Source organism: Neptunitalea lumnitzerae, from assembly GCF_027924185.1.
GTDB classification, from domain to species: Bacteria; Bacteroidota; Bacteroidia; order Flavobacteriales; family Flavobacteriaceae; genus Neptunitalea; species Neptunitalea lumnitzerae.
The window spans coordinates 138693-154133 of sequence record NZ_BRVO01000002.1; the positions used below are offsets into that span (position 1 = coordinate 138693).

Below are 15441 nucleotides of genomic sequence, written 5' to 3' on the forward strand. Positions count from 1 at the left end.
TTGAACCTTTTTAAAAAGGATATCCTATTGCAAAATTAAAAATATATTGTCCAGAATTTAAATCCCATCTATTTCCTTTTGGCATATATGGTTTTCTAATAGGAGTTGCTAAATCAAATCGTATCACAAAAGTTTGAATTTCAATACGTAAACCTGTCCCTACACCAATACCCAATTCATCTATAAAAGAGGAAGTAAATTGTCCGCCAGGGAGCGCTTCATTATTATTTTTAAGCCAAACATTACCCGCATCTGCAAAAAATGCACCTTTAAAAAAGGAAAACAGTGGGAATCTATATTCAGCATTGGCTTCTAGTTTAATATCCCCTGACTGATCAAAATAAGAATTGGTATCTGAGTCATCAGGTCTGTATGTTCCAGGTCCTAACGATCTAATTCTAAAGGCTCTTACACTGTATGGCCCTCCAGAAAAGAATTGTTTGGAGAAAGGTAGAATATCCGAATTTCCGTAGGGCAAACCGTAACCACCATACAATCTAAAGGCCAATGTTTTTTCATGGTCAAATCTAAAATGATAGCGTAAATCGGCTTCAAATCTTACATATTGAGCATATTCTAACCCCAAAACAGTATCAGGGTTATCGCTAGTTCCAGATCCTAGGAGTCCTAAACCATTTCCTGCAGTATCTAAACCTAAACTTGCGAAAAAGGCACCGCTCTTACTAGGGTTAATTAATTCGTTATAGGTAAATTGGTAGGTAAGTCCAGCTATAAATTCTTGCTCAAAACTTCTTCTTAAATAGGGGTTTTCGGTTAATATTTGTTCAAATTCATCAGAGGTTTGCCCTAATCGTAAATAGTTTAAAGATACCGGATAGATTTCATGAGTTACATATTTATTGGCATTCCATAGGTATCCGAAGGAAGCAGAAGAAGAAATAAGCGAGTATAATTCGCTTCTGTTTAAATGGTCGCCACTTAAAATAACCTTGGTTTGGGGTATTGAGTAGCTGAATTTAGCGTCTAAATTCCACGGGAAAAGCATTCTAGGGAAAATAAGTTCACCTTTTAAACCTACTTGAGTACTTCGTAATCCTGTATTGGAACCTCCTGCTATTTGTGATTCATAACCTAAATTAGTTGAAATATTTAAGGTTTCACCACCTTTAAATAAGTTTCTGTTGGTATATGTAAGCGCTAGTGCAGGTCCTGCAAAATTATTCGATTTAGAAACGGCTTGAAGCTCGGCTCTAAGTGCACGCTTATTTAAGGGAGATAAATATACCTTGGCGTCTAAATAGGCTAAGCTATCGGTAGCTAAACTATCTACTTCTTCGTATTGAATGTTCACGAATCGGTAATTACCAATAGATCCTAATCTTCTACTGGTGTTACTTGAATTTTCAGGATTGTAATATTGACCATCTTTAAAAAGTATATAAGGTGCCAGACGTTTAGGTTTAAAGTATAAATCTCCTTGAACAAAATCTATATTGTTGATAGTTACTGTATCATAAGCTTTTTCGTTATCGGTTAAGGAATAATTTGGGTATACAGTAATGTTTCTAATTTTATAAGGAGTCTTAGCTTTGGCAGGTACATTTTCTTTAAATCCTAGATATAAATCGAACCTTTTGTTTTTATATTGGTTAGTATCCGATTCAAATATCAAGAAATCAGGATTAAAATTATAGTATCCTTTTCTTTTTAATTCAAAATTGATTCGTTCTCTTTCAGCTTTAAATCTATCTAAATCAAATCGATCCCCTTTTTTAATAAAGCTTCTTTCCATAGTGCTTTTTATAGCATTGTAGACAGGGAAACTATCTGGGTCTATTTGATAGGTTTCTACTATATAAGGTTTATCTAATTTAACCGTATAAGTAGCATGAGAACGTTTAATAGTATCGTCAACTATTAAATCTGAAATTACTTGAGAATGGAAAAAGCCTCTATTTTCTAAACGATTTATAATTAAGTCTTCGGTAATAGATAAATCTACATCAGAAGTATATACGGGTTCTTTACCTATTTTTTTATTTAAAAATCTATTAATGAAACCTGGTTTTTCCTTTTGGGCTACATAATAGTAATGTAATCCGGGTCGTAAACCTAAAATGGTAGAATTTGGTTCAGGTTTTAAAACGGTTATTAACTCTTGTTTAATAGATTCAATATCTTCTATTTTATCAGATATCGAATCTTTTTTAATGGTAACTTCTGCACCTGTGTATAATTGTTTTTCTTCAGGAATATATTTATCTACAGCACACGAATTAAGGAGTGTTACCAATAATAAATTAATTGTGATAAGAAAAATGTATGGTTTGTTATTTTTCAGGTTGCTCTTCATCTTCTGATTTCTTCGTTTCGGTATTTTCAGGTTCCTTATTTTTTTCTTCAGGTGTTAATTCATCCTCTTCTTTCAAATTGGCTTTCCATAGTTCTTTAAACTCATTAAACTGTTTTGTAAAAATTAAAGAAATACCATTCACAATTAACTGACCATCAATAATGTTTTCGTACGTGTTTTTTCTAAAACCTCTAATGCTAAATCTGCCGTCTTCAGTAAGTAAGTATTCTATACTTACATTCCCCATCATTTGGTTGGTTTGTCCTGGTCTGTTTTCCCCTTGAATATTTACTTCGCTACCCACTTTTACAATTACCCTATCATTAAATAATTTTTTCTGTGCGGTGATGTCAACATCGGTACGTTGGTCAGCGGTACTTCCTTGATAATCTGTATAGCTATCTACATCAAAACTTAATTCAAAACCAGAGTTACCTAGAAGCTGATTAGAAAACATATTTAACTGGTCAGATAATGCTTGGTTTAAATTATCTCTTGCAATAGTGGCCGTTCCTCCGTTGCTACCGTCACTACCAGTTTCGGGAAAGAAGCGGTTAAGCACAAGTAATGAGAATACTTGTTTGTTAAGTTCATCATCTTGTTGGTTTAGTTGTTGAATTCTGCTATAGACAGATCCACCACTCATACCTCTTTCATCTTCTGGCATATCTAATGCAAAGCTCAATTTAGGATGCATTAAATCTCCGTTTACATTAAGGTATACAAAGAAGGGTAGACGCTGTTGGTAGCTGTTTCTTATAGCTGCAGATTCTCCGGATGATTGTAGGGACATTAGTGATGATGGTGCCGTTTTAATTTCGTAAATAGCCTTGATGTCTAGGTCGGCATCCATGGGATCTCCAGACCAAGTTACGGTACTACCCGATGCTATTTGAAATTCTCTACTCACTAGATTGTATAGGTTCATTTTATAATGACCTTCGGTTACTTCGTACCTACCGCTTAGTGAGGTTCGTCCGTTTTCTGCTATTGAAAAATTTAGATCACCTTTACCTACAATGCGTAAGTTATCACCAGTTTTTTCATTTATAATTACGTTAAAAGCAGCATTTTTATTTAATGCTAACAATGCGTTAAATCTAAAGCCATTTAGAATAGCATTATTTTCTTCATCATTTCTGGTAATAATAGCATCCGGATTTTGTCTATTAACAAATACAACCACCCCATCTTGTTCAACAATATCCAACTGTTCTTCAGGAAGTATATAATAAATGTTGGTACCTTCATTTGCAGAAAGCATTACATTTACATCGGGTATTTCTAAATCTCCTTTTATTTCAGCAGCGATGCTAATATTTGCTTTTCCGTAAAACAAATCATTGTCTTCTCTAGTTGCATCTAGTAGCTGAAATTTCTCTGCATTAACATTTAAGTTGAAAGAAGGGTTTAAAGGATCTTCTGTTAGAATGTCACCTTTTATTTGAAAAGTATTGTTAGCAACATCTTTAATTGTGAAAGTGTCAAAATTAATACCATCATTGTTAAAGGATATTTCTTCATTATCTATTTTAAAAGGAGTGTCTAACATTTTAATGGTGAAGTTGGTATTGTTAAAACCAATATTACCATTGAATTCGGGTTCTTTAGTATTTCCTGTAATGTTAAATTTACCACTCAGAAAACCTGATGTTTTATGAATTTCACCTTTGGAGAAATGTTCAATCACTGAAAGGTTTAATTTGTTCAAATCAAAATCTAAGTTTAATTGTGCAGCTTCATTACTGGCAGTGTACTTCCCTTTCATGTCTAAATCAAGGTCGCCATCTTTTACAGATAAATCAATGCCGTATTTCTCATTACCAATAGCGGCTCCTTTTAGAGAAAGATTTCCTAGAGGAGCATTTAATACCTCTAAATTGTCTATAGTTAAACCTGCTAATAAACCTGTTCTTCCATAGGGCTCAACCACAATAAGGTTCCCGTTTAAGGTTCCTTTGGCTATAGATTCATCCGGATTTAATATGTTGAGAAAATTAGCTAGGTTAAATTTTTGAAATTCAACGCCAATATGATCTTTCTTAATTTTGGTCATATTATTGCCAAACACTACTTTTTGATTTTGATTACTAAAATTGAAATCGGTGAATTGAATACTTTTCTCTGATAATGCAATCTGGTTAGTGTTTGGTACTTCCCATAGCTTCTTATTAAAAATTACAGTATCGGTTTTAATATTAAAAAGAAGTGAGTCATTTTTTCTGTACAGGGTAGAAGCTACATTAATAAGTTTTTCAGCATCGTCAAAAGCTGTAAAGAGCATATTCATTTTTTCATTTTCAGTTTTTCCTTTGAAAGTGATTTTTTTAATAGCAATAGGTCCGCTCTCTATTCTTCTAACACCAAAAGTAAATCTTGGTGCATTGGTTTGCGCATCAATTTGTAGCTCTAAACTATCAATGGTTATTCCATTATATTCTGCATAGGGCAGGTGTATATTGGTGTAAAGAGATTGTTTTTTTTCGTTAAAGTCAATATCAATTGTAGTGGTATCTATTTTTTCTAAACCAGCTAATAAAACATCTTCTAAAAATGGTGTTTTATTTATTTGTGATCTTAAATGTAAGATAACAGGTTTAGAAATGGTATCGCTCACAATACTATCGGTACTTACAAGGCCTTTATAATAACTGTTTAAAGAAGCAGCAATTTTATCAATGGATGCGTTTGCTTGCAATTTCATATTTAAAATGCTATTCTTAATGGTTACAGCGCTACTGTCTTTTTCTACAGAAGCGTCTAAAGTAATATCTCCAGGATAATACGGGTCGCTTTCATAAACTACAACCATATCGGTTACGTTAGCCTTGGTTTTAAACGTTTGTATATTTCCTGTAAAATTGATTTTAGTTTTAAATTGTGTGCGTAAGTTTTTAGCGGTTAGGTTCAATCTTCTTAAGTCAGCTCCAATAATATCTATATCTGCTACAATTTTTGGATTTATAGAGTCTAGCTCTATTTGGGTATTGATAGAACCATTTAAATTAGTGTCTTTAAAACGTGCGTTTACATTACCTTTTCCGTTTGTAAGTTCTCCCGAAAGTTGTAAAGGAGTAAGGTCGTAATTGTTATAACTTAATTGCTTAATATCAGTTTCTAATGTAGCGTCTAGGGTGTTAACTGAAGTACCATGTCCCGAAGCTCTTATAGAAAGATTTACAGTATCCAATGCTTCATTTTTAACAATGCGCTTAAGGTTTATATCTTCTAATTTAATAGTTGCATCAAAGGCTATAGAGTCTGTGTTTTTATAAGTACCCCTAGCAAAAACAGATCCTTCAGATGTTTTTAGGGAAGCATCTGCAAAAAGGTTGTTTAAATTTCCTTTTGCCTTGGCATTTATTTCTATATTTTTTGGTATTTCAATACTTAAAGAGTCTGTATTATAAAATTGATTAATATCGGTGCTAAGTGATACTGCTTTGAATTTTTGAATATCAAAGCTTAAGTTTTTTGGTGATTGAATGTTTTGTAAAGATGCAGTAGTAGCTACATAGGTATTCTTACCCCAATTTACTTTTGTGTTTCTTATGTTTAAATTAGAGAGTTTACCAGATGCATATAATGAACCATTTAATTTCTTTCTACTTAGTGATTTTACATACTCGTTTTTTGCTAGTTGAGGTTGAAATATAAAGGCGTCACTAACATTTAACTGAAATTTAGGAAGTGAAATGTTTAGGGTAGCATTATCAGGGGTTGAAATAAAAGTTGATAAGGAATTATAGGAAACATTGGCTCCTCCAGAAATGATGTTTTGGTTGAGTCCAACCAGCATATTTTCCAAGGTAACACCTTTATTGGTAATTTCAGTTTTAAATTCTAGATGTTTTAAATGAATACCACTTGCTTCAGTTATAGCTCCTTCGGTTACTTCAATTCCGGCAGATTCATTTTGTAAATATACATTTTTAACCTTAATGGTTGCGTTGCTTAATTCAATAGCATCAGGGTTTAGCTTACCATACTGTGGTTTGGCATTATTATTAGTATAGCTAATGTAATTGTTTTGCAGTGTAAGCGTTTGTAATGTAACATCCCATGCTGGCCAAGTAAAATCACTACTAGTAGTTGTATTAGTAGTAGCATCAGCATTAATGTCAGAGGTATGAACAGTTACTTGTGAATTGGCTAACAGAATATTTTCAGCCTTTATTTTTTGATTGGTTAAATCTAATTCAGGGATGTTAATAGTACTTTCTGAAATTGTAGCTGCTAATTCTATGTGGTCTGGCACAGATTTATAGTTAGCAGAAACATTTTTTAGCGTGATGTTATGAAGTCCAAGATAGGGAAGTGGAGAATCACTTTCTGGTTCTGTTGTTGGAAGTTCTTTATTTTGTTGATAGACAATGTTTGAGTTAGAAATAGATAATTGGTCTATTATAAATTTCATGTTGTCTAAATCAAACGAATCCATTTCAACCAATATGTTGCCTATTTCTCCTTGGGCATACATACCTGTAGCTTGATCATCAAACTGTAGTTGAAAATCTTCTAGATTTACCTTGCCAATATTTATATCAAAACTACTTTGTGATGATGTTGTTGCTTGGTTGGTAGTGTCAGAAGCAAAGGCATCTATAAGAAATTGGTAGTTAAATCCATTAAGGGTGTCTTGTTGTTTTATATTGGCTTTAACTCCTTTCCAGTCTAAACGGTTTAAGGTGAAACCAGATCCTTTAATAAGAGGCATTAAAGCTATGTTGGCTTCTAATTCTTTAGAATAGATAAGTGTGTCTTTTTGTGTGTCTTCTAAGTACAAACCTTCCACAAATACATTTCCAGAAAATGTGATAAAAACTCTATCAACATTAACAGTTGTATGCGTTTTATCAGATACGTAATTGGTTAATTTTTGAACAATAATCTTTTGCCCCCATTCACTTCTAACAAATAGGAGTAGGGAGATAACTAGGAAAAGTAATACTAAAACAATGCTGCCAATAACCTTTAGCAGCTTAATTAACTTCTTTTTAAGCTTAATTTTTTTCAAAAAGGAATATGTATTTCTATTGAAGATGAAATTACGAATATTCCTATCACTATGCATTTAAACTTATCTTAAAATGCTGTTTTAATAAGGTTAAATGTAGGCGTAAAACTTATAATCTCGACTTTAAAGTAAGTAATGTTTTAACAAAGTCAATTTCTACTGTGTTTTTGTGTATATGTTTTCCGTCTTTTACCATCCACTTACCATTAAATAATGTTCCTAACATGTTAGAAGCATCTTGCGTATATACAATAGTATTGCTTAAATGCTTTGTTGATGAGGTAGCAATTAAAGGGTGTGTGGCATTTATTACTGCCGCGTTTAGAGGTTCTCCAATTTTAAAGAATGCTTCCGATTGTAGTCCCATAGCTTTTCTTCCTGATTTCCACATCATATTTATGGCGTTAAAACCGCTGTCACCATAACCCTGTGTATAAAAAGATGTTCTTTTGTGCGTGGTTAATCGCTGACCGTAATCTAATATTCTTAATTCTTCTAACGGATTTAAGCCAATATGGCTATCTGTACCAATGCTCCAGCTACCATTAAGGTTTTTAAAATCATGAAGTCTAAAAATACCATCCCCAAGATTTCCTTCGGTAGAAGGGCATAGTACAACGTGTGCTCCAGAAGAAGCGATCCCTTGTACTTCAGCATCATCTAAATGAGTAGCGTGTACCAAATGGAAGTTATTATCTAAATTCACATTGTCTAATAACCATTGAACGGGGCGTTTTCCGTAAAAGGCAATGCAGTCATCAATTTCTTTGAGTTGTTCTGCTATGTGTAAATGAAAAGGAGTGTCTCCTTTGTATTCTTCAGTTAATTGAATAATATCTTCTGCACATACAGCACGTAAAGAGTGAATACCAATACCACAAATGGCATGCTCGTAGGTTTGACAAGCTTTTTTGGTAGCCTCTAATAAATTATAATAATCTTCTATTGTATCGCTAATAAATCTAGCTTGATTTTTAGAAGGTTCCATTCCAAAACCTCCTTTTTGATAGAACATAGGAACTAAGGTAATGTGTAACCCAGCCTTTTTTGCGGCATTCACAAGGCGTAGTCCCATTTCAGCTAGATTATCATAAGGGGTACCATCAGGTTGATGGTGTAGATAATGAAATTCTGTAACTGCTGTATATCCATGGCGAACCATCTCAGTATATAACTGTGTAGCTATTGCCTCTAGTTGTTCAGGTGAAATAGTTAATGCTAGCTCATACATTGCAGTACGCCAGCTCCAAAAATCGTCTGGTATACCAGTGCCTTCATGTAACTCTGCCAAACCTGCCATGGCGTATTGAAATGCATGTGAATGCGCATTCTGAAATCCTGGTAAGGCATAACCCTCTACTACCTCTGTATCGTGCACAGGTGAAGTATTTGCTTCAATGTTTTTAATGATACCGTTTTCAGTGGTTATTAATGTGTTAGATAACCATCCGTGTTCGGTTAAGAGTCCTTTAAAAAAAATATGTTTTTCCATTAAGGTTTGGTTGCAATTAAATTAGCAAAAACTTGTTTTAGTACCGGTAGTAATTCTTCAGCATTCTCTTCACTAAAAGCAGTTTCACTCTCATTCATATAGTTGGTTTTGGCCATTTCTAATTGTAAAGCGTGAATATTGTTCTCTGGTTTACCAAAAAATCGAGTAATGTGGCCTCCTTTGAACGGGTAGTTATGAGTAGCCTCATATTCTGAATTTACCAATGGATTTAAAGCTGCTTTGATAATATTTGGAGAGGCAGATGTTTCATCGTTATCACCTAAAATCAAATCAGGGAAAGGTACTTTTCTAATTCCAGGTACCATTTTTCTTATAGAGTGGGCATCAAATAGAATGGCATATCCAAACTCATTTTTTAAGGCTTCTAACAACTCGCCAACTTTTGAATGGTATGGTTGATAGTAATTTTTAACTCTTCTTTGTATTTCAGCTTCGTCCGGCGTTTTATTAGCGTAAATAGCGTTTCCATTAAAATCGGTTTCAGGTACTAATCCTGTAATAACCCTACCATCATCATATAAGGGTTTGCTGTTTGGATCTCGGTTGAGGTCTATAACCCATCTATTGTAGTTTGCCGTAATCATGGTAATACCCATGCTAGGAGCAAAATTGTATAAGGTATCTATAAACCAATCGGTGTCATCAGGATTAGCGATAGCGCTAGGGTCTAATTGTTTTTTTACTTCCTCAGGAAATTCAGTACCTGAATGAGGTGAACTAATTAAAATTGGTACTTTGGGAGCCGTAGGCTCTATGATAGAATACACCATGTGCTTAATTTTTCTGAAAGTTAGGAAATATTCACGAGTGCTGAAACTTATCGTCTTAGATGTAGTGCTAAAAGTAGTATGAGAAAATTACTTTTTCTGATTTTTTAAATACTCATTAATAGCTGCTTTTCTACCAATAGTTTTGGTAATGATATCATTGTCAAGTTTCCACCCACGTGCCTGACAATATTCTCTTCCATACCAAATAATTTGTAAGTGTAGCTTGTTCCATTTTTCTTCAGGGAACAAACGCTTAGCATCTTTTTCTGTTTGTTGTACAGTAGTACCGTTAGAAAGTCCCCATCTGTACATAAGTCTATGAATATGTGTATCTACAGGAAATGCAGGTATGTTAAATGCTTGACTCATCACTACACTAGCTGTTTTGTGCCCTACAGCAGGCAATTCTTCAAGATCTACAAAGTTAGCAGGTACCTCTCCTTGATGCTTATCAATTAAAATATGCGAAAGCTCGTATATACCTTTTGATTTCATTGGTGATAATCCGCAAGGTCTAATAATTTCTTTTATTTCTTCTTGCGTTAATTTTATCATGTCATACGGGTTATCTGCTTTAGCAAATAGCAAGGGGGTAATTTGGTTTACACGAACATCAGTGCATTGAGCCGAAAGTAAAACTGCAATTAATAGTGTGTATGGGTCTTTATGATCCAGAGGTATGGGAACCTCTGGATATATATTTTCTAACGTATCTATTACAAAGTTTACTTTTTCAGCTTTCGTCATGCTTCTTATGTCAATAGTTAGTCAACCCACTTGTAATAGCGAGCACCTAATTTGTTTACGTTCGTTTCTTCAATACCTTCCAAAATCCATTCGTTAGAAGGGGTAAGAACGCTTGTAGATAGTTCTTTTTTGTGTAAGCTATGGTAGGTATCAATATCAATTGCTGTAGTTACTTCTAATGTTTCAAAAAGACCTGTTTTAGCAATGGCTTCTTTCCAACTAGGTGACACTTCACCTTCAAAAACCTTAGATTTAGCGCCACTTCCGTATGCAAGGAAACCAAGGGTTGTACCTGTTAAATCTTCATTACTTTCTGCATAGTAGCATAAGGTAGAAAGTAATCCCATAAAAATAGACCCTGTGTACATGTTTCCAATTAGGGAAGATGCTTTTTCTGCTGGCATAAATTTTTCAGCAATAAAAGCTTTATAAGTTTCAGATTTACTGAATGCTTTTAACTTGGTAAAATACTCAGCATCTGTTTTGCTAATTTCCTTACTTAATTCAGGGCTGTCTGATATGTATATTTCTGGGAACATTCTACGTGCCTGAAAACTGTAAGGTAAGTGCATTACAATAGCTTTCCAATTTTCATATAAAGTTCCCTCTGTTTTGTTTAATTCTTTAAATCTGTAATAGGCTTCAACAGTACGCTCTACATAGCAGTCATTAGAGTATTGACCATCAAAAACAGGTTGTTCTTTAAAAATTTCAATCTCAGCTTCTAAAACTCCTTGCCACGGTTGGTTATCTGTTATGCCAAGTTCTTCTTTTTTAACAATTCTGTGTGGTTTAAAGAAGTCGAACACGCCTTTGGCACTGGTAGCTACTGTGCGGTTAAAGCTAATAATACGAGGGTTTTTAGCTACTAACATAGCAATAGCGCCTGCCCCTTGTGTATATTCTCCTGTAGAGTTAAGATCATACTTAGCAATATCTGTACAAATAACGATTGCTTTTTTATCAGGATTTAATGTTACAAAATCTACGCAGTTCTGTAATGCATCAACACCACCAATACATGCAAAAGTTAAATCTACCGCATCACAATGCGTCATGGTATTGTCTCCAAAAATAGACTCTAATATTGCTAATAAGTATGAAGCTATAGGTTTAGAAGCGTCTAATCCACTTTCTGTACCTACATAAATTCTATCAATATCTGTAGGAGTTAAATTTTCTTGTTTTACTAACTTGGTTATAGCGTTTGCTGCAAATGTTATCACATCTTGGTGTACATCTGGCATAGCCATTTGAAGTAAGCCTAATCCTTTTTCTAATTTAACGGGTTCTATATTTCTTGCTACTGCCAACTCTTTAATTGGCAGTTGTAGTTTTGGTATATCAAAACTAATTGCGTCAATTCCTATTTTCATAACAGCGAAAGTAAAACCACCCCCGTTTTTTTCCAAATAAAACTGTTGTTAAATTTCAGTTTTTCGAGATATAACAAGGCATTAACTGTAATATGTTAATAACTCTATTAAAGTTTTGGTAAATCTTCTTAACAGATTTACTATTATCCTTTTTAATAGATATTTTTAATAAAAAATTAAATTATGAATACATTAAAAGTAGGGGATAAGGTTCCTCATTTTACAGCAATAGATGATAGTGGTAATACCATTGATTGGAATGATTACCTAGGACATAGAGTAGTTGTGTTCTTTTACCCAAAGGCTAGTACGCCTGGTTGTACGGCGGAAGCTTGCAACTTACGTGACCATTACGAAGATCTAAAAGCTAGTGGTTACCGATTATTGGGTGTAAGTGCAGATTCGGTTAAAAGACAGGCTAATTTTAGAGATAAAAATAGTTTACCGTTTCCGTTATTAGCAGATGAAAACAGAGAAGTGATAAATGCCTTTGGTGTTTGGGGATTAAAAAAGTTTATGGGGAAAGAGTATGATGGAATTCATAGAATGACCTTTATAATTAATGAACTTGGAGAGGTGGAGAAGGTTATTGAAAAAGTAAAAACCAAAGATCATGCAGCTCAAATTCTTGTAGTATAGTTTTAAGTAATCATATAAAACAAAAAAGCCTGAATGGAAACATTCAGGCTTTTTTTGTAGAGCGGGAGACGAGGTTCGAACTCGCGACATTCAGCTTGGAAGGCTGACGCTCTACCAACTGAGCTACTCCCGCAAAAAATAAACTGGTGGGGAGAGCAGGATTCGAACCTGCGAAGGTAAAAACCAACAGATTTACAGTCTGTCCTCGTTGGCCGCTTGAGTATCTCCCCGATATTTTAAAGAACACTTCCTTGTTGAAAGCGGATGCAAATATAGGACTGTTTTTGGTGTTTACAAGCGTTTCTGCAAAATAATTTTAAAATATTTTACAAGTCGTTGTAAATGAGAATATTTACAAATAAACTTTTTTTGATGTTTTTTTCTATTTGGTGGTTAAAGCATCTTTTACCTCTAACAACAAAGTTTTAGATTTGAAGTTTACGGGGTCGTCACAGTGGTTATTTCTTCCACTAAAATTATCACTAATCACAAAAAAAGAGTTCCCATTAATAGTTAATCCTTCCATATTGCTACTATATCCTAATTTTTTATAGGTGTCAACTGCTTTAGTAATATCAATAGTAGGAAGGTTTACAAAATTATATGATAGTTTATTATCCTGTAAGGTTACTGTGTCTATATTGTAATTACCTATTTTGCTTCTTAAAAGATAAATCTTTTTACCGTCTTCACTTACCTGTAAGTCTGTATACCTATGTTGGCGGTCTAATTGTACGGTAATGGTTTTATCATATGCTAAAAAGAAGTGATTATCTGCTAGAATAAGGTTATAACAATAAATTTCGCTCTCAAATTTTTTGTTGAGTTCTTTCAAGATATAGAGCTGTTCTCCCGTTTTACTAACACAGATACCTTCCAATCCAAAATCGTGGTTTTTGTTTTGCACCTCATTTACATGACTTAATAAAAGGTTGGTAACCGTTTTGGTATTCATGTCAATGTATTTAATGCTATTATCATGTTCATCTGCTAGAAATATATAATGCTTGTAAATCGAAATTCCTTCCAAATCGCTATCTTCTCCTAGATCTTGATAATAATCTTTTTGTATTACTTTTTTTGTTTTTTGATTTACATAGAAAATAGTATTACAATTTTCTGTCACTAAGAAGATGGTATCATTTCTTATGTCTAAGGCTGAAAACTCGTAGGGCTTGTTCAAAATACTATCCAACACGTGAAGTTGGATATCTTGTGCACGTAATCCTATACCGGATAACAGCATTGTGGTGATAACAATAATTTTTTTCATAGCTTTTAGAATAACTTACTTTGTGAGAAATATAAACATGAATTTAAATATTAATTTTAATTAACTGAAAATTAATATGTTAAATAATAATGAAGTGTGTTTTTTATTTTGGCAAATTATCTTTTGGTTAGGGTGAGGTATGTTTATAACGGGTTACTTTTAATGTATAAAAAAAGACATACCTACGTATGTCTTTTTAGTAATCTGATGTTCAAAATTTTATTTTTGTTTCTCTCTATATTCTTTCATTCCGCCAGCATAGTTTTTTATATTGTTAAACCCATTTTTTCTCAGTAGGGAATATGCTATGGCAGCTCGGTCTCCAGATTGGCAGTGAATTACAACTTCTTTATCTGTACTTATTTTTTCTAAGTTATCTTCTAAGGTACCAACAAAAACATTGTCGGCATTTTTTACATGATACTCATTGTATTCACTTTCATTTCTAACATCAACAATTTGAGTATTTTTGTTATTTATGTAATCTACAAACTCTTCATAGTTGATAATATCAGCTTTTTGTAGTTCAAGGTTTAAAGTATGCACATCAGTAATAAAGCCATAAATATTATCTAAACCAATGCGCATTAATTTTCTGGTAAGATCTTCTATTTGTTCTTGTTTAGCAACAATTATAAATTGCTCTTGGTAGTTAAGCACCCAGCCAGCCCATGTTGCAAAAGAGTTATTTCCTTGAATATTAATACTACCAGGAATAAAACCATCGGCAAATTCTGATTTATGTCTGGCATCTATAATCTTTACCCCTCGGTTATAGGCTTGTAAAAATTCTTCTATTGAAAGTGTAGGGTGTTTAGGTACTTCAATAAGTAGCGGTCTGCTTACCTTATTAAGGTGCTTCATCATGGCAAAGTACTTCGGTGGTTCTGGTTGTCCATCAAGTAGTTCTGCTACAAATTCTTTTTGGTTATTTTTAAACTGAAAAGCCCAATTTCTAATTTTTTCGTACCCAATGGTTGAACTTGGTACAGCGCCTAATGATTTACCACAAGCAGAACCTGCTCCATGCCCTGGCCATACTTGTATAAAATCGGGTAAATCGGCAAATTTTTGAATAGACTCATACATTTGTACCGCTCCTTTTTCTTTTGTGTCAACAATACCAGCAGCTTTTTCCAGTAGGTCGGGTCTACCAACATCCCCCACAAAAACAAAGTCTCCCGTAAATATCATTACAGGTTCATCTGATGCAGGATGATCGGTTAGTAAAAAACTAATACTTTCAGGAGTGTGTCCGGGTGTGTGTAGTACCTCTAAACTTAAATTACCAACCTTAATTACATCGCCATGTCTAAGACCTTCGTGCTCAAATTCATATTGCCAATCGGTGTCTCCTTCATCAGAAAGATACATTTTGGCACCGGTAACTGCTGCTAATTCTCTTGAACCACTTAAAAAATCGGCATGAATATGAGTTTCAGCAATGTGGGTAATTTTCAAATTATTTTGTTCAGCCACCTCTAAATAGGTGTCTATATCTCTTTTAGCATCAATAACAATAGCTTCTTTTTTAGCCTGACAAGCAACTATATAACTAGCCTGAGCCAAGCTTTTATCATAAATATTTTGAAAAAACATAGTTTAATTTTTTCTTTTTAAGATACTAAATATTTACAATAAAACAGTAACAATGGTTACTTAAGAATTGGTTAATTTATTATAAAAACACTAAGGTAATTGATTGAGAATAACCTTAAAAGGTAGTGATTAACCTATAGATTTTTAGGGGTATCCCTAATAGATGACTCACCAGATTTGGTCATATTTGGCA

At 33.6% G+C, this 15441-nt stretch carries 9 protein-coding genes and 2 tRNA genes; 1 reads left to right on the top strand and 10 read right to left on the bottom strand.

Annotation, left to right across the window (positions count from 1 at the left end):
• Positions 1 to 10 precede the first annotated feature (10 nt).
• The 6 genes from tamL to Y10_RS08200 form a co-directional block, all read right to left on the bottom strand.
• Entirely contained in the window at positions 11 to 2314 is a 2304-nt protein-coding gene (gene tamL, locus Y10_RS08175; protein WP_281764898.1) for a translocation and assembly module lipoprotein TamL, read from the bottom strand.
• Positions 2292 to 7331, bottom strand: coding sequence for a translocation/assembly module TamB domain-containing protein (locus tag Y10_RS08180; RefSeq protein WP_281764899.1), 5040 nt, complete (start codon positions 7329 to 7331; stop codon positions 2292 to 2294). Before Y10_RS08180 ends, tamL begins: the two co-directional genes overlap by 23 nt.
• Positions 7332 to 7440: 109 nt before the next feature.
• Positions 7441 to 8823, bottom strand: coding sequence for a formimidoylglutamate deiminase (gene hutF / locus Y10_RS08185; RefSeq protein ID WP_281764900.1), 1383 nt, complete (start codon positions 8821 to 8823; stop codon positions 7441 to 7443).
• Complete coding sequence (locus tag Y10_RS08190; RefSeq protein WP_281764901.1) at positions 8823 to 9614, bottom strand: N-formylglutamate amidohydrolase; 792 nt, start codon at positions 9612 to 9614, stop codon at positions 8823 to 8825. The genes hutF and Y10_RS08190 overlap by 1 nt, the downstream gene beginning before the upstream one ends.
• 87 nt (positions 9615 to 9701) lie before the next feature.
• Positions 9702 to 10361, bottom strand: coding sequence for an endonuclease III (gene nth, locus Y10_RS08195; protein ID WP_281764902.1), 660 nt, complete (start codon positions 10359 to 10361; stop codon positions 9702 to 9704).
• A gap of 17 nt (positions 10362 to 10378) precedes the next feature.
• Positions 10379 to 11737: a hydroxymethylglutaryl-CoA synthase family protein gene (locus Y10_RS08200; RefSeq protein ID WP_281764903.1), complete on the bottom strand. Its 1359-nt coding sequence runs from the start codon at positions 11735 to 11737 to the stop codon at positions 10379 to 10381.
• Between the two features lie 183 nt (positions 11738 to 11920).
• Between Y10_RS08200 and bcp the strand changes: the two genes are divergently transcribed.
• Entirely contained in the window at positions 11921 to 12376 is a 456-nt protein-coding gene (gene bcp, locus Y10_RS08205) for a thioredoxin-dependent thiol peroxidase (RefSeq protein ID WP_281764904.1), read from the top strand.
• A 60-nt stretch (positions 12377 to 12436) separates the two neighbouring features.
• Here bcp and Y10_RS08210 read toward each other — a convergent pair.
• From Y10_RS08210 to Y10_RS08225, 4 genes are all read right to left on the bottom strand, one after another.
• Positions 12437 to 12509: transfer RNA gene (locus Y10_RS08210), tRNA-Gly, on the bottom strand.
• Between the two features lie 11 nt (positions 12510 to 12520).
• A tRNA-Tyr gene (locus Y10_RS08215) sits at positions 12521 to 12606 on the bottom strand.
• A gap of 152 nt (positions 12607 to 12758) precedes the next feature.
• Positions 12759 to 13649 carry an esterase-like activity of phytase family protein gene (locus Y10_RS08220; RefSeq protein ID WP_281764905.1) on the bottom strand — a complete coding sequence of 297 codons (891 nt, stop codon included), beginning with the start codon at positions 13647 to 13649 and terminating at the stop codon, positions 12759 to 12761.
• Between the two features lie 219 nt (positions 13650 to 13868).
• A complete protein-coding gene (locus Y10_RS08225) occupies positions 13869 to 15248 on the bottom strand; it encodes an MBL fold metallo-hydrolase (protein ID WP_281764906.1) in 1380 nt (459 codons plus the stop codon).
• Positions 15249 to 15441: the final 193 nt, after the last annotated feature.

Excerpts from the sequence above, each read along its gene's own strand:
- Y10_RS08220 (WP_281764905.1), bottom strand. The coding sequence starts at position 13,649 with ATGAAAAAAATTATTGTTATCACCACAATGCTGTTATCCGGTATAGGA.
- Y10_RS08200 (WP_281764903.1), bottom strand. The coding sequence starts at position 11,737 with ATGAAAATAGGAATTGACGCAATTAGTTTTGATATACCAAAACTACAA.
- Y10_RS08190 (WP_281764901.1), bottom strand. The coding sequence starts at position 9,614 with ATGGTGTATTCTATCATAGAGCCTACGGCTCCCAAAGTACCAATTTTA.
- Y10_RS08225 (WP_281764906.1), bottom strand. The coding sequence starts at position 15,248 with ATGTTTTTTCAAAATATTTATGATAAAAGCTTGGCTCAGGCTAGTTAT.
- bcp (WP_281764904.1), top strand. The coding sequence starts at position 11,921 with ATGAATACATTAAAAGTAGGGGATAAGGTTCCTCATTTTACAGCAATA.
- hutF (WP_281764900.1), bottom strand. The coding sequence starts at position 8,823 with ATGGAAAAACATATTTTTTTTAAAGGACTCTTAACCGAACACGGATGG.
- tamL (WP_281764898.1), bottom strand. The coding sequence starts at position 2,314 with ATGAAGAGCAACCTGAAAAATAACAAACCATACATTTTTCTTATCACA.
- nth (WP_281764902.1), bottom strand. The coding sequence starts at position 10,361 with ATGACGAAAGCTGAAAAAGTAAACTTTGTAATAGATACGTTAGAAAAT.